The sequence below is a fragment of the Halohasta litorea genome (assembly GCF_024494645.1).
Classification (GTDB): domain Archaea; phylum Halobacteriota; class Halobacteria; order Halobacteriales; family Haloferacaceae; genus Halohasta; species Halohasta litorea.
Genome location: NZ_JANHDJ010000001.1, coordinates 512,023 through 528,728 on the forward strand (window position 1 = coordinate 512,023; position 16,706 = coordinate 528,728).

General features: G+C 62.2%; 16 protein-coding genes and 3 tRNA genes. 11 read left to right on the forward strand and 8 right to left on the reverse strand.

Annotated elements, in window-relative coordinates; all coding sequences use genetic code 11:
* Positions 1–23 precede the first annotated feature (23 nt).
* The 4 genes from NO877_RS02705 (at position 24) to NO877_RS02720 (ending at position 2,602) form a co-directional block, all read left to right on the forward strand.
* Positions 24–938 (forward strand): RNA-guided pseudouridylation complex pseudouridine synthase subunit Cbf5, encoded by a 915-nt coding sequence (locus NO877_RS02705; protein ID WP_256394753.1) that lies wholly within the window; start codon positions 24–26, stop codon positions 936–938.
* A 68-nt stretch (positions 939–1,006) separates the two neighbouring features.
* A complete protein-coding gene (locus tag NO877_RS02710) occupies positions 1,007–1,858 on the forward strand; it encodes a UbiA family prenyltransferase (protein WP_256394754.1) in 852 nt (283 codons plus the stop codon).
* Positions 1,859–2,132: 274 nt separating this feature from the next.
* Positions 2,133–2,441: a lycopene cyclase domain-containing protein gene (locus tag NO877_RS02715; RefSeq protein ID WP_321169422.1), complete on the forward strand. Its 309-nt coding sequence runs from the start codon at positions 2,133–2,135 to the stop codon at positions 2,439–2,441.
* Between the two features lie 90 nt (positions 2,442–2,531).
* Positions 2,532–2,602, forward strand: a tRNA-Pro gene (locus tag NO877_RS02720).
* A gap of 300 nt (positions 2,603–2,902) precedes the next feature.
* Here NO877_RS02720 and NO877_RS02725 read toward each other — a convergent pair.
* Both NO877_RS02725 and NO877_RS02730 read right to left on the reverse strand, forming a co-directional pair.
* A complete protein-coding gene (locus NO877_RS02725) occupies positions 2,903–3,748 on the reverse strand; it encodes a hypothetical protein (protein ID WP_256394755.1) in 846 nt (281 codons plus the stop codon).
* A gap of 57 nt (positions 3,749–3,805) precedes the next feature.
* Complete coding sequence (locus tag NO877_RS02730; protein WP_256394756.1) at positions 3,806–4,534, reverse strand: creatininase family protein; 729 nt, start codon at positions 4,532–4,534, stop codon at positions 3,806–3,808.
* Between the two features lie 105 nt (positions 4,535–4,639).
* Here NO877_RS02730 and NO877_RS02735 point away from each other — a divergent pair, with 105 nt between their 5' ends.
* Positions 4,640–4,999 carry a DUF5789 family protein gene (locus NO877_RS02735; RefSeq protein ID WP_256394757.1) on the forward strand — a complete coding sequence of 120 codons (360 nt, stop codon included), beginning with the start codon at positions 4,640–4,642 and terminating at the stop codon, positions 4,997–4,999.
* Here NO877_RS02735 and NO877_RS02740 read toward each other — a convergent pair whose 3' ends face one another.
* Together NO877_RS02740 and NO877_RS02745 are read right to left on the reverse strand one after the other, a co-directional pair.
* A complete protein-coding gene (locus NO877_RS02740) occupies positions 5,000–6,937 on the reverse strand; it encodes an ABC transporter ATP-binding protein (protein ID WP_256394758.1) in 1,938 nt (645 codons plus the stop codon).
* 50 nt (positions 6,938–6,987) lie between these two features.
* Positions 6,988–7,467 (reverse strand): DUF192 domain-containing protein, encoded by a 480-nt coding sequence (locus NO877_RS02745; RefSeq protein ID WP_256394759.1) that lies wholly within the window; start codon positions 7,465–7,467, stop codon positions 6,988–6,990.
* Between the two features lie 84 nt (positions 7,468–7,551).
* Here NO877_RS02745 and NO877_RS02750 point away from each other — a divergent pair.
* From NO877_RS02750 to NO877_RS02760, 3 genes are all read left to right on the forward strand, one after another.
* Positions 7,552–7,624, forward strand: a tRNA-Val gene (locus tag NO877_RS02750).
* A gap of 239 nt (positions 7,625–7,863) precedes the next feature.
* Entirely contained in the window at positions 7,864–9,294 is a 1,431-nt protein-coding gene (locus NO877_RS02755; protein ID WP_256394760.1) for a hypothetical protein, read from the forward strand.
* 75 nt (positions 9,295–9,369) lie between these two features.
* Positions 9,370–9,443: transfer RNA gene (locus tag NO877_RS02760), tRNA-Phe, on the forward strand.
* Positions 9,444–9,642: 199 nt separating this feature from the next.
* On the opposite strand, the gene NO877_RS02765 is transcribed toward NO877_RS02760, so the two are convergent.
* From NO877_RS02765 to NO877_RS02775, 3 genes are all read right to left on the reverse strand, one after another.
* Positions 9,643–10,872 carry a cation:proton antiporter gene (locus tag NO877_RS02765; RefSeq protein WP_256394761.1) on the reverse strand — a complete coding sequence of 410 codons (1,230 nt, stop codon included), beginning with the start codon at positions 10,870–10,872 and terminating at the stop codon, positions 9,643–9,645.
* Positions 10,873–11,116: 244 nt separating this feature from the next.
* A complete protein-coding gene (locus NO877_RS02770) occupies positions 11,117–11,614 on the reverse strand; it encodes a DUF2062 domain-containing protein (protein WP_256394762.1) in 498 nt (165 codons plus the stop codon).
* 70 nt (positions 11,615–11,684) lie between these two features.
* Positions 11,685–12,524, reverse strand: a complete 840-nt coding sequence (locus NO877_RS02775; protein ID WP_256394763.1) for a hypothetical protein — start codon at positions 12,522–12,524, stop codon at positions 11,685–11,687.
* A 122-nt stretch (positions 12,525–12,646) separates the two neighbouring features.
* Between NO877_RS02775 and NO877_RS02780 the strand changes: the two genes are divergently transcribed.
* On the forward strand, positions 12,647–12,937 hold the full coding sequence (locus NO877_RS02780) for a DUF7553 family protein (protein WP_256394764.1): 291 nt from the start codon (positions 12,647–12,649) through the stop codon (positions 12,935–12,937).
* Between the two features lie 6 nt (positions 12,938–12,943).
* Here the strand turns inward: NO877_RS02780 and NO877_RS02785 are convergent, their stop codons facing one another.
* A complete protein-coding gene (locus NO877_RS02785; RefSeq protein ID WP_256394765.1) occupies positions 12,944–14,512 on the reverse strand; it encodes an HTTM domain-containing protein in 1,569 nt (522 codons plus the stop codon).
* 296 nt (positions 14,513–14,808) lie between these two features.
* On the opposite strand from NO877_RS02785, the gene dapA reads away from it, so the two are divergent.
* Positions 14,809–15,729 carry a 4-hydroxy-tetrahydrodipicolinate synthase gene (dapA, locus tag NO877_RS02790; protein WP_256394766.1) on the forward strand — a complete coding sequence of 307 codons (921 nt, stop codon included), beginning with the start codon at positions 14,809–14,811 and terminating at the stop codon, positions 15,727–15,729.
* Positions 15,729–16,496, forward strand: coding sequence for a 4-hydroxy-tetrahydrodipicolinate reductase (gene dapB / locus NO877_RS02795; protein WP_256394767.1), 768 nt, complete (start codon positions 15,729–15,731; stop codon positions 16,494–16,496). The genes dapA and dapB overlap by 1 nt, the downstream gene beginning before the upstream one ends.
* Positions 16,497–16,706 lie beyond the last annotated feature (210 nt).

Here is a 16,706-nt window from a genome sequence, read left to right on the forward strand (position 1 = left end):
CATGACACGCCGACCGTTTTCCGATGACTGACCCGCTTCGCGCTCCACCCGACGATCGCTCGGCGGCCGAACTGCTCTCCTTCGGCGTCGTCAACCTCGACAAGCCCGCCGGTCCCTCGGCCCATCAGGTCGCTGGCTGGGTCCGGGATCTGGCGAACGACGCCGTCGAAGATCTCGAACCCGACGGACCGACTGTCGACCGCGCGGCCCACGCCGGAACCCTCGACCCCAAAGTTACCGGCTGCCTCCCGATGCTTCTCGGTGATGCCACCCGGATGGCCCAGGTGTTCCTGGAGGGCCGCAAGGAGTACGTCTCGGTGCTCGAACTCCACGGCCCGGCTCCCGCGAACCTCGAATCCGTTCTCGCTGAGTTCGAGGCACCCCTCTACCAGAAACCACCCCGGAAGAGCGCCGTGAGTCGCCGACTACGCGTCCGGGAGATCCACCAACTGGAGCTCCTCGATCTGGCCGACCGGCAGGCCCTGATTCGGATTCAGTGCGAAAGCGGCACCTACGTCCGCAAACTCTGTCACGATCTCGGACTCGCCCTCGGCACCGGCGCGCACATGGGCCATCTCCGGCGGACGGCGACCGACCCCTTCGATGATGCCTCGCTGGTGAACCTCCAGTCTCTTACTGACGCCCTCGAATTCGCCCGCGAGGGCGACGAGGAATTGCTCCGGGAGATCGTCCAGCCCGCCGAGCACGCGCTGACCCACTTACCGAGCGTCGAGATCGCCCCCTCGGCGGCCCGCGAGGTCGCCACCGGCGCGCCGGTGTACGCGCCGGGCGTGATCGGTGTCGACGACGAGATCGAAGACGGTGCGCTCGTCGCCTGCTTCACGCCCGATGGGAGTGCCGTCTGTCTCGGGACGATGGTCGGCGATCCCGACGCCGACAGCGGCGAGGTCCTCGACCTCGAACGCGTATTAGTCTGAGTTTCCGTTCACACGTTCAGTCGGCGGCGGGGGAACACTCTTTGCGGAATTTGTCGTTAGAGAGTCATATGTCTCTCGCCCGTCACGGGGATGGTCCGGCTGCGGTCTTCGATGCGTTCCGCTCGCAGATACACCCCGTCTTCATGTTGCCGCCGGTGGCCGCCTCGGCGTTCGGGGCCGTGCTCGCGGTCGACTTCACGGTTCCGCTCGCTGCCCTCCACATGGCGACGGCGTTCTGTGCGCTGTACGTCGCCCACCTCAAGGACGGCTACGTCGACTTCCACATCCGCGATGAGGACGACGACCACCCGCTGTCGGCCCGCGGCTGTCGGGTCGGCCTCGCCGGTGCCTCCGTGGCCTTCTTTGCGGGCTGTCTTGCGCTTGGGGTGTTGGTTGATCCGATTGCAGCCCTGCTGACGCTGCCGGGATGGCTGATCGGCTACCTCCACGCCCCGCAGTTGGATCTCCACCCGGTCGGCGCGACCGCGGGCTATCCGACGGGGATCGGGATCGCCCTGCTCGGCGGGTTCTACGTCCAGACTACAACCCTGACGCTCCCGGTCGTTGCCTACGCGGTCGTCTTTACGACCATTCTCTGTGGGATCAAGACGGTCGACGACGCTACCGACTACGCCTACGACACATCGATCGACAAGCGGACCGTGGCCGTTGTGCTGGGCCGCCAGCGGGCCAGACGACTGGCCCACTGGCTGATGATCGTTGGGATGGCTGCAGTCGTCCTGCTGGCGGCACTCGGCGTGTTTCCACCGACCGCCGTGCTTGCGCCGGTGGTCTTCGGAGCCGTGTTCGTGGTGTCCAGAGCTGCCGACGAGAAGCACGCGACGATGCTGCTGATCCGTGGCTCTTACCTCTTTTTGGCCGTTCTCGTGGTCGCGGCGTGGTTCCAGCCGCTTCGGTAGCCTACTAAACGCACAGGACCTGTCGATATATCAACACACATTCTTATAATGGTGTGTGGAGTAATACCACATAGCATGGAATCTACGGAACGTATCGACTCGTCCGAATCAGATAGCGACTCACGAACGACCACGCCGAACAAGATGATCTTCGAATCGGCGCTGTGGACCGAGCGCCCGAAGTATAAGTAGGCAGCGTCTTACCGACCCTTCCGCCGAGCGTCTGACCCTCAGTCGACCGGAGTTTTTTGCGGCTGTGTTGCAGTCTGAGTGTATGGGCCACAATATTTCCGTTCTGGGTCGGTACACCTACCTCGCGACCGAACTGTTCTGGGGGCTGGTGGCGGCGGTGTTGCTCAGACGGAGCGGCTCCGAGCGGCGGGCCGCCCGGACGATCCTCGCGTTGTATCCGCTCGGCTACCTCTGGGATCGCTACACCCTGGAGGCGGGTGTCTTCGAGATTCCGCTGCGAACGGGCGTCGAAGTGGCCGGTATCCCCATCGAGGAACACCTGTTCATGCTCGTGGTCCCCTCGATGGTGATCGGAGCCCACGAAACGCTCTGTGAACGGTTTGGTCGATAGCTGTGGGTGGTATACAGTGGCAAACCGCACGACAGAGCGGGGTCTGGGAAACGAAGGGCTTAAACGATTCACTCGCATCGTTTCGGGTGCGGGACTGTGGGGTAGTGGTATCCTCTGCGGATGGGGTCCGTAGGACCTGAGTTCGACTCTCGGCAGTCCCATTCCGAATTCTACACGTCTTTATCATCGCCCGGTAGAACCCTCTGAGGCATTTAAATTCTCTTTTAGTGGTGAGCTATATATGGGTCGAGATCCGGCAGAAATCAAGCACGCAGTCATCGAGTTCGACCGAGATTGATCGCTCAGTGGTGGTTCGGTCGCCTTCGCTCCCAGAGAGCGGACAGACAATCTTATGCTGTGTCTCTAAAGGAAGACTGATTTCAAAATATACCGCTCAGCAAAGCAGTGCCAGTCGACGCAAGCGAAGCGCAGGGTCGACGCGAAACATCATCGATAGGGTATTAGGAAAGGTTAGGTTTTAATGATGAATCGTTCACCGGAATATCTACATCTTTGTCTTGTAACAAATCAGTCAGCACTCGTTTGAGATAATCATCTGACTGGGAGTGTACACGAATTTCATCAATAAATGTCGTTGTATCTAATTTTATTTTACGGACACGATCCTCCGTATCTGGCATAGACGTAATACTATTTTCTATATTCAATTTTTCTCTGCTATAATCTGTGACAACGAAACGAAATTCAGATTCATTTCTAAATTCTTTCTTTTTGTAGAAAAATGGGGCTATAGCCTTATTTCTCATTTTTTCACCGCCCTCTTCAAAATCGATATATTCAACGTCTCCAACATACAATTTTCCTTCTGATGATATTATACTATCCTTAAAAGATTCAAAATTTGATTTAATTACTACACCGTCTGTTTTGGTAGTGTAAGAACCCCACATATTCGAGTCTTCAACATTTCCAATGTTCCAACAGTTAGCAAACGTGATTTCACGCATTCTTTCAATCATGTCATATGCAGACCATACTTTGGACCTTGCCCCCCTATAATAGTCTCTTCTAATGTCATTACGAACGTTTTCTGTGTATTTATGGCGTACTGGTCCAAAATCAAATAGATATTTGTTCTGTGAATCATCTACAATCATTTTTTCCAACTCTAATAGTGCATTTCTTGAAAGAGTCCCCTCATAATCATCCTCAAATTCCTTGGTCTGGAGTGCAATAAGATTCATTTCATTCGGTCCTTCAATCATATTTAGAAGTTTAGCTAAGCTAGTATACCTCCAGATGCTCTCTGTTGGTTCTCTTCCAAACAACTCAAATTTACTACTCATATTTTCACATAATGAACACTGTTAATAATTCTAACGTTGATTAGTACCCGACCCTTATCACCGCTCCCGCGCGTCGACAGCCCCCAACAGCTCACACAGCGCCGCCGCCGCGTCGTCGACCAGTCGTTCGCCATCAGCAGCCGTCCCGGCAGCAGGATCGCCGACAACGCCGTTGTCGGTGAACTCCGCCGAATCGTGGGCCAGATTGACGCCAGCGACCCACTCGCCCCAGCCCTCGCTGCCACCCTTGCTGGCCGCCTCCAACTCGTCTTCATTTATAAGATTCGGCCGAATGTGCCGGAGCACTGCCGTCTCGCGGGCCCCGCCGTGGCCCATCGGGAGCTCGCTGTCGACGCTGTCGAACCACGTGAAGGCGACCGCGTAGGCGTCGTCGTGACGGGAAATATCGCCGGTGAGTTCGCGGAGGGCGTCGGTGTTGCCGCCGTGGCCGTTGACGATCACCACGCGGTCGAAACCGTGGTGGGCGAGACTGGCGACCGTCTCCCGAACGTAGCCCCGGAAGGTATCGGGCGAGACCCACAGCGTCCCATCGAAGGCACGATGTTCTTCGGCGATGCCGACCGGGATGGCCGGAGCGATCGGTACGTCGACACCTGTCTCGTTTCGATACGCCTCGACACCAGCCGCCGCGACCGCTTCGGCGGTGAACCTGTCGGTACCGAGCGGTGCGTGGGGGCCGTGCTGTTCGGTACTGCCGACCGGGAGGACCGCGAGGTCAGTCTCCAACTCCTGGACCTCGGGCCACGTCGACTCCGAGAGGTGCATACTCCTTCGAGGAGCGGAGCACTATTTAAACCCCAGTCAGTCGACTGGTCGGCGGTTCGACGGCTCCAAACCTGTTTGTGGCTGCCGGGCGTCATCTCAGGGGCTATGGCTAACACAGGCACTGACGACGAAGACAACATCGAAATCGAAGATACCGACCAAGGTAGCCGCGAACTCGGCGTCGAGTTCGGCGAGCTCGGCGCGGAACTCGAAGCCCACGAATATCCGACGACTGCCGAGACGCTCATCGGGGAGTACGGCGACCACGAACTCGAACTGCCCAGCGGCGAGGAGTCGTTCCGGGAGGTGCTCGGTCCCTATGCTGACGAAGCCGATCAGGAGTTCACCGATGCCGGGGCGGTCCGGCAGGCCGTGCTGAGCATGGTCGGCGACGGAGCTGTCGGCGAGGCTGGCTACAGCGACCGCGGGGTCGACTCCGAAGGCGACGACACTGACTCGTTTTGATCAGTCCTCGGCGGCCTCGGTCCGGGCCTGTCGGCGCGAGGCGCGCTCGATGAACTCCTGGGGCAGCGAGTCGATTTCGCCAGCCTGGACGCCCCAGAGGTGGGCATACAGGCCGTCGTCACCGAGCAGTTCCTCGTGGGTGCCGCGTTCGACGATCCGGCCGTCTTCGAGCACGACGATCCCGTCGGCGTCTTTGATCGTCGACAGCCGATGGGCGATGGTGAACGTCGTCCGGTCGGCTGTGAGCTCGTCGAGGCTCCGCTGGATCAGCATCTCGGTTTCGGTGTCGACGTCGCTGGTGGCCTCGTCGAGCACCAGGATATCGGGGTCTTCGAGCATCGCGCGGGCGATGGTGAGCCGCTGGCGCTGGCCGCCGGAGAGTTTGACGCCGCGTTCGCCGACCATCGTATCGTACCCCTCCGGCAGATTTCGGATGAACGAGTGGGCCTCGGCAGCCTCGGCGGCCTGTTTGATCTCCTCGTCGCTGGCCTCGAAGCTCCCGTAGGCGATGTTGTCCCGAACGGTTCCGTAGAACAGATACGACTCCTGGCCGACGTAGCCGATCGACTGCCGGAGCGAGGTCCGGCTCACGTTGCGAATATCCTGGCCGTCGATTCTGACGGCTCCCTCGTCGACATCATACAGCCGCAGGAGGAGTTTGAGGACGGTCGACTTCCCCGCGCCGGTCGGCCCGACGAGTGCGAGGGTGTCGCCACCCTCTACGGTGAAGTCGATATCGTCGAGAATCGGTTGCTCGTCTTCATAGCTGAAGCTCACGTCGTCGTACTCGACCCGGCCCTCGGAGACGGTCAGTTCCTCGGTTTCCGAGTCGGATTCCAGGAGGGCCGTCTCGTCCATCAGCCCAAAGATGCGCTCGGCGGAGGCCTCGGCGCGCTGGTACATGTTGATAATCTGGCCGAACTGGGCCATCGGCCAGACGAGCTGCTGGGTGAAGAGGATGAAGACGACGAACTCGCCGGTGGAGAGCGTCCCAGTGAATGGGCCGGGGGCCGAGCCCGAAAAGACCCAGAAGCCGCCGACGAGGAAGGTGAGGATGAACCCTGCCCCCGAGATGATCTGCAAGCCGGGGAAGAAGCGAATCCGGATCGTGATCGCCCCCCAGTTCGTCTCGTAGTAGTCCCGCGAGACGTCGTCGACGCGGCCCGACTCGAAACTCTCGGTGTTCGAGGATTTGATGACCTGAATCCCCCCAAGGTTGTTTTCGAGCCGGGAGTTTACCGTGCCGACGCTGGAGCGGACAGCGGCGTACTTGGGCTGGATCTTTTTGATGAAGATGTAGGTAAACACCGCGATGAGGGGGACCGGCGAGAGCGCGACGAGGGCGAGTTGTGGGTTGAGATAGAGCAGGTAGCCCGCGATGGCGACGACCATGACCACCAGCCGGAAGGCGGAGTTGAGCCCGTCATTCAAGAAGCGTTCGAGCTGGTTGACATCGTTCGAGAGGATACTCATTAGCTCGCCGGTCTGTTTATCGGCGAAAAACGACATATTGAGCCGCTGCATCGTGTCGTAGCTGTCGGTTCGGACGTCGTGTTGGATGTCCTGGGCGAACGAATTAAAGCCCCAGTTTCGGAGCCAGTGGAAGCCAGCCCCGATGATAAAGGAGCCGGTGATCAGGCCGATAACGAGGAAAAACTGGTCGACTTCGGCCCCGGGGAGCCATGCCTCCGGGACGAGCGGGAGCGAGAAGGGTTCGATGCCCTGAAAGAGGCTATCGATGGCGATTCCCAGCAAAATAGTGGGGAGGAGATCGAGCAGTCGGGCCCCGAGGCTCGCGCCGATCCCGAGGGCGACCGCGAGCCAGTAGGGCCGCCCGTAGTCGCCGACAAGCCGCCGCATGGGGTCGTCGACGCGTTCGCGTTGCTCGGCGAACGGATCATCCTCCTCCGCGTCGCTGCCCGCCTCGACGCCACTCATTGGCTGTGGTAGCGGGCCAGCGCAAAAGAGGGTTGGCTTCCCGGCGTGGCTCAGCGGTACTGCTCGGGGATCTCGATTCGGTCGCCTTCCTCGATTCCGTTGTCGGTGGTGTACTCGTAGGGAACCTCCAGGACGTACTTCGCAGTGCCGCGGAACGTCTCGTCGTCCTCCGGCTGGGCGTGGTGAATCGTCGTGATCTCACCGTCGGCAGTTATAAATACGATATCGATTGGGAACGCCATGTTTCGCATGACGTAGCCTTTGGTGCTCTCGGCGTTGTGGATGAACAGCATTCCCTCGTTTTCGCCGAGCGAGGTGGTATTGCTCAGGCCGGTGTAGCGGAGTGAGCCGTTGTCCGCGATCCGGACGTCGACGGTGGCAAGCTCCTCGTTGGTGTCGCTGTCGACGGCGGTGACAGTGGTCCAGTTGTAGGCGCTATCCGCAGGTGGGCCGCCGAGTGCGGCACAGCCGCCGAGGGCGACCAGACAGCAGACGGCGAGGATCGGGAGCCAGTTCGAGCGAGCAGCCATGCGGCTATGTCTCCTGTGGAGGAGTATATCGGTTCCGACGCGGAAGGAAAACGTTATTCACGCGTAGGAAGTCTGATCGAATGCGGGCTCGTGGTCTAGTGGTTATGACGCGGCCTTTACAAGGCTGAGATCGGTGGTTCGACTCCGCCCGAGCCCATCCGAACCGGCGAGCGATAGCGAGCCGTCTTCGATGTTCTGCGAGGAAGGAGTGAACCAGACAAGTCGCGCGCAGCGTAGCGAGCACGTCTTGGCGTGGTTCGACTCCGCCCGAGCCGTTATAAAAACGACAGTCGACGCCGCCGACACACCTACCGTCGACCACACAGTGAAAGATGGACCATACGAGGGTAACTGAAAAATAGTCCTACGAGGACAGCCACTCGATAGAGTTCTATCATGTCCGCCTCGCTACGGGTGCGTCGACGCGCCGTTCTTTGTACACTGGGGATTGCTGCAACGGGCACCGCCGCCGAGACAGTCGCCGCACAGCAGGCTGACGACGGCGATACCGCCAACGAGACGGCACCCGGCAACGACAGTGACCCCGTCGACGACGGCACCGAGCCGGAGCCCGATGACCGTGGCACCGCGACCGACGACGAGACGGATGGCGAGGCCGACGAGTACGAACAGGACGCGGAGCCGGAGGCGTTCGATCCGCAGCTCGATCTCGACTGTTATGCGCTCTCGGTCGACGCCGAAACCTACGATAGCGTCGAACTGCGGTTTACTGACGGCACAACCGTCACGTTCGACGATGGCTACAACGGCGCGACCACCTTCGGCTTCAGCGGCGACGGGCGGCTCGATCCGGACGCCGAGACCGCCATCGAGGAGTTCCGTGGGCCGATCGCCTGGGCGACCGTGATCGCTGGCGAGGCCACGGAGACGGTCACCAACAGCGGCCGCTGTCCGTTCGCCGACCTCACGTTCGACTGCGATTCCGCGCGGTTCAGTCGGGGCAACGACGTCCGGCTACGGTTTACCGATGGCTCGGTCAAACAGTGGGACCCGCCTGCCGACCCCGACCAAACGCAATTCGGCTCACCGGGTCGCGTGATCGAATCGGTCGGCGAGGAGAGTGTGGATATCGAGATCGTGAACCCCGATCCGGACTGCGAGCCGGGCGGCTACGCCACCGTCTTCGACTGCACCGAGGTGACCGTCGGCCCCGAGGAGTTCGCCGCCGAGCCGACGTTCGACCGCGCCATGCTGACGTTCACCGACGGGTCGACCCAGTCGTTCGATGGGCCGGATCACAGATCGGCGTTTACCGCCCCCGAAACGTTCGCTGGGACCGGGGACCACGTTGGGGCGCTGATCGAATCGATCGGCATCGAAAAGGGGGACGGAGATATCGCCTTTCGGCTCGTGAATCCGACCGTCGACGACTGCGAACCAGCCCCACCCGCCGAGGCCGACGGGGATGCAACCGACGACGGGTCGAATCCAGCCAGCGATCGCACCGAGGGCGGCTCGGCTGCCGACACCGAGGACGGCGATGACGCACGCTCCAGCCCACCCGACACCGGCCCGGAGACCGATCACTCACCATCCTCCGGCGGTCTGCCCGTGGTCCAGGAGACGATCGGTCGGCAACTCCCGTGGTGGAGCGGGATCGCGGCGGCCGGTGGCGCGGCCGGGACGGTCTCGTATCTGGTTTCACGAACTCTCGGCGAGACGCCCGAGGCGGCCGAGACGAGCGTTGAATCGCCCAGTGAGAACTCGGATGGAAGCGACGATGGCCGTACGGACGCCGCAGCGGTCGACGATGCGGAGGCGGTCGATGAGACGCCGAACCGGTCGGAGCGGTTCGGGAACGGATAGGCCTGTGTGAATAACGCACTCGCCGCGCCGTCTTCGAAATCCTTTTTACTGCTATCGCCCTCGCTTCGAGTGCGCGCCGCCTTAGCTCAGACTGGGAGAGCACTCGACTGAAGATCGAGCTGTCCCTGGTTCAAATCCGGGAGGCGGCATTCCACTTTTTGCTACGTCGGGTGTCCTCGCTCACTTCGTTCGCTGCGGGCACCACTCCTTGCAAAAACTTGGGGAAAAACAGCCGGACGCTCTCGTCGGTCGCGTCCGGTGAAACCGTGGCTCGCTTCGCCCACCACGGTATGCATTCAATTAGGGCCACCGCACCGATCCGCCCGGGCGATGAATCCGATCCATCCGTCACTCCTCTGTTTGAATTACCCCAAGGGTGCCTGCGATCTGTCTGGCAAACCCTGCCTCCACGACGACCGTGACGAGGATGACCAGAAAGACCGTGCCGAGCAGGATTTCCGCACCGGCAGGATCCGACGGGGGCGTGTCGGTCTGGAGTCGGATGGCGAACAGGGTGGCGACCGAGGCGGGGATGATACCCCGTGGACCGACGAGACTTATAAATAGCCGTTCGCGCATCGAGAACCCGCCGCCGACCGTCGACACGAAGACGACCGCCGGGCGGAGTACGACCATCAGAACGGCGACGACCGCAAGTCCAGCGAGGCCGAGCGCGAAGAGTTCGGAGAATTCGAGCAGCGCCGCGAGCGTGATGAACACGAACGAGAGGACGAGCAGCGTCACGTCCTGTTTGAACTGCAAAATGGTGTCCCGGTGTGGGAGTTCGAGGTTCCCGAGGGTGAACCCGGCGGTCGCTGCGGCAACGATCCCGGCCTCCGAGAACACCGAGTCCGCCGCCGCGAACGCGACGACCGCGCCCGCCAACGTGAGCAACCGCGCCGTCTGTGGGGCTGCCCGCGCCGGGAGGTCGACTTCGGTGAGGAGATACCGGACGACCGCCGCGATCAGAAGGCCGATGAGAACTCCCAGTACGAGGCGTTGGAGAAACAGGAATACGTAGCCGCGCGGGCGGAGTGCCTGAGCCGTCATCGCCTTAAAAAGGACGACCGCGAGCACTGATGCGGTGACATCGTTGACGATCCCTTCAGTTTCGAGTGTTGTGGCGACCGTCTCGCGGACAGGGACCACCGCGAGGATCGGCGTGATGACCGTCGGTCCGGTGGCGACCAGTAAGGCAGCAATGAGCAACGAGATGTCCCAACTCGGGCCGACCAGCAGTCGGACGGTCAGGGCGGTCCCGAGGAAGGTCAGCGCAGCCCCGACGGTGACCAGCCGCCTCACCGCTCGCGGGCCTGTTCGGATGGCCTCGGCATCAAGCCGGAACGAGCCCTCGAAGACGATGATGGCGACGCTCACGCCGACGATCGTCGACAAACTCGCTCCGAAGGTCTCGGGCGTGATCAGGCCGAGTCCCTCGGGGCCAATGGTGAGGCCCGCGCCGATGAGAAACAGCACACTTGGCACGCGGTATTTGGCGGCGAGCAACTGGGCCCCGACGCCGAGGGCGACGATGGCCGCGACCAGTGTGATGAGATCGAGGTCGACGTGGATAGACACCGGCTACCGACCTCCTACAGTTCGGACATCGACGGGCGGCTGGCCTGCTGGACTGCTGGACTGCCGGTGGAGGTTGGACCGGTCGAGAGACACAACCCGTCGTACCACGCCCGTACCCAAGCCTTCTTTTCCACGCTTGGAAGGACGTCACCCTGTCGACCGCTTTTAAAGAAGTCTCGTCGCTCCCGACGACGACTGCTCGTTCGGTGCCAGCAGCGATACCCAAACAGGACCACCGTTGATTTCAGTCAGAAAACGTCTCGGGCAGTTTGTCGACCAACTCGATTTCGCGCTGCCGGAGCTCCTTTATAAACCGAATCGCCGCGACGTAGCTCACGACTGCGATGACGGCCGCGAGACAGAAACTCCCGACGAACACTCGGATAAATACCTCCGGACCGACAGACAGCGAGAGATCGGCGATCGAGAACTCCGTGACCGAGATTCCCGGCACGGGGCCGAGCAGTCGCGAGCCGAGCCAGAAGCCCGCCGCGTAGATCGCCCACTTCACCGGCGGGTTCATGATGACGAGGACGGCCAGCAGCGCGAGACTGCTCACACGGTCGACATAGCGGATGAGCGCCGCAAACAGAACGAGCGCGATCCCGAAGTTCGGGAGGGCGGCCACGAACAGCCCCAGCGAGAAACTCAGGGCGATATCCGTCGCTGGGTGGTCCTCACCGAAGGCCGCTTCGAGTTGCTCGCGGACGTAGCCGCGATACGTTACAAGCCGCTGTCTCATCACACGTACACATTCAGTCCCACGCTGATTAATACGCTGATCGGGTTTCGGTCTCTAAGGGGTCGAAGGCTTACCGCGACTGGTGGCGATATCGCCACAACCCACCCGACCCCGCTTCGTCGACTTGTTGGACCGATGGAACCGATGCCAGTACGTCGAACGCTGCCGGAATCGGCCTCTGGTCCGACGTTTCGTCGGCAATATTCTCTACGACGTTCCGGAGCGTCTCTTCGGTAGCCTGCCCCCGTGTTTCGAGCGCGGCGAACGCCTCGCGTATCACAACCCGTTGGTCGTCCGACTCGACCTGGGCCTCGATTGCCCGTCGAGCGTTGCCGAACGGCTGTCCATCGGTCGACCCGAACACCGCTCTCCCGTCGGCTGCGTCGTCGACACCGGGCGGTCGATCGGAGTGCCACCGAGCAGCCAGTAAATCGGAGTCGAGCCGCCGCACAGCCGGGAGTTCTCGGAACATCGGTTCGACACACTCGGCCCACCACTGGTGTCGGTCGTCGTAGCCCGCGGTCTGCTCGAAAAAGATCGCGTCCCGGAGTTCGCTCGCGGTCGCCTCGCCCCAGTACTGCAGAAAGCCGTACGCCGCCCGGATCGCCGCAGCACATGGCTCATCGATGGTCTGACTGCCGAGTTCCCGCTCGACAGCCAGCGGGACGTCGATCCACCCGTCGGCACTCCCGTCGCCGGGGGCCGCGAGCACGCGCCGACCGCTGTCGGTCAGTTCGTACGTCTCGTCGGTTCGGCGAACTACCCCCGAATCAGCCAGCACGTCGAGCCGGTCGGCGAGCCTGTCAGGATCGTCAGCAGCGTGTGCTGCGAGCGAGCCCGCTGTCTGTGGTCCCGTCGACAATCGCCGGAGGAGCCGTCGATCCTGCTCTGTGAGTGTGGTCGGTCCCATACAATAGCTACGTGACCGGCGTCTATCAGTCTCCGCGTGGTCGGCTTCGACTGACTCTCACCGCCTCGAACCCGTCAGCGAGACGCCACAATCGCTTTTCGTCGCCCCGGCGTCGACCGCCCATGACCGACCACATCCGGCAGGCCCGCCAGTCCGTCCAGGAGGCTGCCGACGAAGCCGAAGCGAACGTCCGCGAGCAGTTGATACACGTAGCGGAGGGACTCGATGAGTTGGAATCGGGCGAGAAAACGGACCGGACGGTGACGGACCCCGACACATTGGAAACCATTGAAGCGAAGCTCGTAGGGTTGGGTGATCAGGTCGACGATCCCGAAGCAGCCACGCAACTCCGGGCGGCCCGGGACGAACTCGATCTCCACCGACGGGCCCAGGGACTCACGAGCGAGGAGTAGCCGCCGTTAACTCGCCTGACACTCCCACTCGATGACTGTGAACGGACGTGCCGTGTCTAAGCTTCCGTCAAGCGGGCTGGGCTGGTAGACCCTGGAGACGGTCAGTTGGTCGACTGGCCGGTCGTGGGCCGTCGCGACCTGCCCGCAGGCCCAGTCGGCGTAGGCCTCGGCGATCTCGTCGCCAGTGTCGTCCTCGCCGGAGTCCTGGACCTTCTGCAGATATTTGCGGTGCCGGAACGTCTCGTAGCTCCCGGCGGCATCAGGCGGGTGCTTGAAGGTGTCGGCGGTTCCAGGAAGGTCGGCGATCACCGTCCCGTTGCTGAGTTCGGCCTCGACGACGTACCAACTGTAGGACTCCGACGGATCCGGAGCGTACAGGCCCCAACTCTGCTGGTCGACGGTGGCGCTGTCGATCTCCTCGGGGACGCTGTAGTCGGAGACGTCCGCCGCGCCGAACATGAGCATCCAGACGACTACCAACAGCCCGATCACCGTCAGCAGTGACCGGGCGTATGATACTGCATACGAGGCCGCAAACGCGTGGCCACGCGCTCGGAGGCCGTCGAGCAGTCGCCGCTCGATCGGCGGTCGGCCCACCGGCCCGAGGTCGTCGACCGTCGGCAGCCGGTTGCGCCAGCGGTCCGGCACCCGACGCGAGAGGTGGTCCCAGAAGGGGGCCGTAAGGAAGGGAAGTACCGAGGCGATCAGTCCGAGCGGGAAGATTCCGACGCTCATCGTCACGAGCATGCCGCTGAACGCGCCGATGTAGGCTAGCGCGGCGAGCGCCCGGAGCCGACCCACGGGCACAACCAAGAACAGCACCGACCCCGATAGCAACGTGATCCAACCGTAGTTGAGCACAGTCATGACCGTCGGATAGCTGGCGAGCACGTCGCCCAGCAAGATCGTCATCACGTCGTTTTTCAATGCGATTTCGAGGGCTTCGCCCGCATACCAGGTCTCGCCTTGGTGTTTTAGAATCGCATTCGAAATGAAGACGATCAGTGGCTGGAGCAGCACGGCGACGGTCCCGAAACTGGCGACCGCTGATCGGGCCGACCCGCGCCGAAGCGCATCGACCGACCACCGCTCGCCGAGCGGTGTGGTGAGCGCGACGAACAGGATCACCCGGAGCAGTCGGTCGCCGCCGTTGAGCACCGCAGGGTTGCGGGCGTGCAGCGAGAACAGCAAGATCAGCGACAGCGCCCCGACTAGCCGGGTTCGGTAGCCGAATACGAATGCGACCGCGAGCAGTCCGGCCACGACAAACAAGAGCTGTTGGAACCACAGCTCCCCCGAAAGCGCGTGGATCGATAGTCCGGTAAACTGGCTATAAGTGGCTTCGTACACCGAGAGCGGATAGACGCCGCTGTCGGTGTAGAACTGCGCCATGCTTCCGGCCCGATGAAGCAGGTCGATCAGCAGCGTCAGCCCGAGGGCGATTCGCATCGCCGCCAGCGACCGGGTGTCGACGATGAACCGCGAGCGAATCCGGCTCCAGACGGGATCGAGACGGACCCGTAGCCGATCGGTCGGCGAGTACTCGGCGTGCGGATCGGGGCTGTTTGTGTCCATAGTCGATGTCTAGGAACCGAGCGGTGGAAAACAGTATTCAGATGGTGAATGTATGCTTTGTGTTCACGCAGCGGGCGTCGTACCGAACACAATATATAAGTTCAGGTGCGCCACACTGTTCGGTGTGATGCCCACTCGCCTCGCGGCCGTCGCCAGCCCCTCGACAGCGGTGGGTCCGAAGCCGAAGAAGCGTTTCTTCTGACTGCTCGTTGCGGGCGTGGCGTCCCGTTTCGGGTGTTTTTACTCATCTCGCAGAGTGCGACGACTATACAGCAGCCGACGACAACACACAACCCATGACAGACATCGACTTCAGCGGGGTCTTTCCGGCGATGGTGACCCCCTTTACCGAAGATAACGAGATCGACACCGAAACACTCCGCGAGGACGCCCAGCGGCTCGAAAAAGCGGGCGTCGACGGGCTCGTTCCCGTCGGCTCGACCGGCGAGAGCGCGACGCTCTCGCATGCCGAACACGTCGAGGTCATCGAGGCCGTCGTCGACGCCGTCGAGGACGTCCCCGTGATCGCAGGCACCGGCTCGAACAACACCGCCGAAGCCCTCGACCTCTCACAGCAGGCCGCCGACGCGGGTGCTGATGCTCTCCTCCTGATTTCTCCCTACTACAACAAACCCGAACCCGAGGGGATGTACCAGCACTACAAAGCGGTCGCCGACGCGGTCGACGTCCCGCAGATCGTCTACAATGTCCCCAGCCGCACGGGTCGCAATATCGAAGTCGAGACCGCCGTCCGGCTCGCCGAACACGACAACATCCGGGGTTACAAGGCTGCCTCCGGGGACCTGAACCGGATCAGCGAGGTCATCGAACGCACTCGTGAGGAGGATTTCGCGGTCCTCTCGGGCGACGACGGACTGACGCTGCCGACCCTCTCGGTTGGCGGCCACGGCGCGATCAGCGTCGTCGCCAACGTCGAACCCGAGCGAACCTGTGCGATGGTCGGGGCGGCCCTGGAGGGCGACTACGCCTTCGCGCGGGCGCTCCACCACGAACTCGCGCCGCTCGTCCGCCAGTTGTTCGTCGAGACCAACCCCATTCCAGTGAAAGCCGCCATGGAGATCCGCGGCTACGCCCCCGGCCGGATTCGGTCGCCGCTCACTGAACTCTCCGACGAACACCGCGAGGAACTGGCCGCCCGACTGGCTGAACTCGACGGCGAGCCAGCGACGCCCGACGAGGCGGAGGTCCCGAACTGATGGTCCGGCTCGCGGTCACCGGCGCGGCCGGGCGGATGGGCCAGGAGGTACTCGCGGCCGCCGCCGACCGCGAGGTCGAGGTGGCGTTCGCGGTCAACCGCAGTCCAGTCGCAGAGCCGATTGCGGGCGTCGACGTCCAGCCAACCGACGAGTTCGCCGCCCTGTTGGCCGACCACCAGCCGGATGCCGTCGTCGACTTCACGGGGCCCGACTCCGCGGTCGACTACGCTGACGCCTGCGCCGAGATCGGCGTCGCGCTGGTCACCGGCACCACCGGTTTTGACGAGGCTGGCCTCGCGGCTCTGAAGGCGGCCAGCGAGTCGACGGCCGTTCTGAAGGCCTCGAACTTCTCGCGTGGTGTTGCCGCGCTTCGATTGGCGGTCCAGGAGGCCACCGCCGCCCTCCCCGACGCGGATATCGAACTCACCGAAACCCACCACAACGCCAAGCGCGATGCGCCGAGTGGGACCGCCAAAACGCTGCTCGACGATATCCAGGAGGTCCGCGAGGACCTCTCCGAGCGCGTCCATGGTCGAGAGGGCGAGGCCCCACGGTCGACCGACGAGATCGGCGTCCACGCCCGCCGGGCCGGAGATATCGCGGGCAAACACGAGGTCCTGCTTGGCGGGAGCAACGAGACGCTCTCACTCACGCATCGGGCTGGCGACCGGAGCATCTTCGCCGACGGAGCGCTGGATGCCGCCGAGTGGCTGGCCGGACGCGAGGCTGGCTGGTACGACTTCTTCGAGGTTATCGAGGGCGAGTAGCCTCGTCGACGCCCCGAGTTCATTGAAGCGGTCTTCCGGATGGGGTGAACTCCGTTATCGAATCGTCGACACAGCAGGGCTACCGGATGAGTCACTCCGGTTTTCGTTCGACTAGCGGAAGATATTATCATTGATTATTGATATATTCGGATCTGTGTGTCTGCTGAAAATCATAAGTAAATAAATAGATGCTAGAAAAAGTATCCAATG

Bases quoted from the DNA above. Each gene is read 5' to 3' on its own strand.
- NO877_RS02785 (WP_256394765.1), bottom strand. From the start codon at position 14,512: ATGGACACAAACAGCCCCGATCCGCACGCCGAGTACTCGCCGACCGAT.
- NO877_RS02730 (WP_256394756.1), bottom strand. From the start codon at position 4,534: ATGCACCTCTCGGAGTCGACGTGGCCCGAGGTCCAGGAGTTGGAGACT.
- NO877_RS02770 (WP_256394762.1), bottom strand. From the start codon at position 11,614: ATGAGACAGCGGCTTGTAACGTATCGCGGCTACGTCCGCGAGCAACTC.
- NO877_RS02775 (WP_256394763.1), bottom strand. From the start codon at position 12,524: ATGGGACCGACCACACTCACAGAGCAGGATCGACGGCTCCTCCGGCGA.
- NO877_RS02740 (WP_256394758.1), bottom strand. From the start codon at position 6,937: ATGAGTGGCGTCGAGGCGGGCAGCGACGCGGAGGAGGATGATCCGTTC.
- NO877_RS02745 (WP_256394759.1), bottom strand. From the start codon at position 7,467: ATGGCTGCTCGCTCGAACTGGCTCCCGATCCTCGCCGTCTGCTGTCTG.
- NO877_RS02780 (WP_256394764.1), top strand. From the start codon at position 12,647: ATGACCGACCACATCCGGCAGGCCCGCCAGTCCGTCCAGGAGGCTGCC.
- NO877_RS02710 (WP_256394754.1), top strand. From the start codon at position 1,007: ATGTCTCTCGCCCGTCACGGGGATGGTCCGGCTGCGGTCTTCGATGCG.
- NO877_RS02755 (WP_256394760.1), top strand. From the start codon at position 7,864: ATGTCCGCCTCGCTACGGGTGCGTCGACGCGCCGTTCTTTGTACACTG.
- NO877_RS02725 (WP_256394755.1), bottom strand. From the start codon at position 3,748: ATGAGTAGTAAATTTGAGTTGTTTGGAAGAGAACCAACAGAGAGCATC.
- dapB (WP_256394767.1), top strand. From the start codon at position 15,729: ATGGTCCGGCTCGCGGTCACCGGCGCGGCCGGGCGGATGGGCCAGGAG.
- NO877_RS02705 (WP_256394753.1), top strand. From the start codon at position 24: ATGACTGACCCGCTTCGCGCTCCACCCGACGATCGCTCGGCGGCCGAA.
- NO877_RS02715 (WP_321169422.1), top strand. From the start codon at position 2,133: ATGGGCCACAATATTTCCGTTCTGGGTCGGTACACCTACCTCGCGACC.
- dapA (WP_256394766.1), top strand. From the start codon at position 14,809: ATGACAGACATCGACTTCAGCGGGGTCTTTCCGGCGATGGTGACCCCC.
- NO877_RS02735 (WP_256394757.1), top strand. From the start codon at position 4,640: ATGGCTAACACAGGCACTGACGACGAAGACAACATCGAAATCGAAGAT.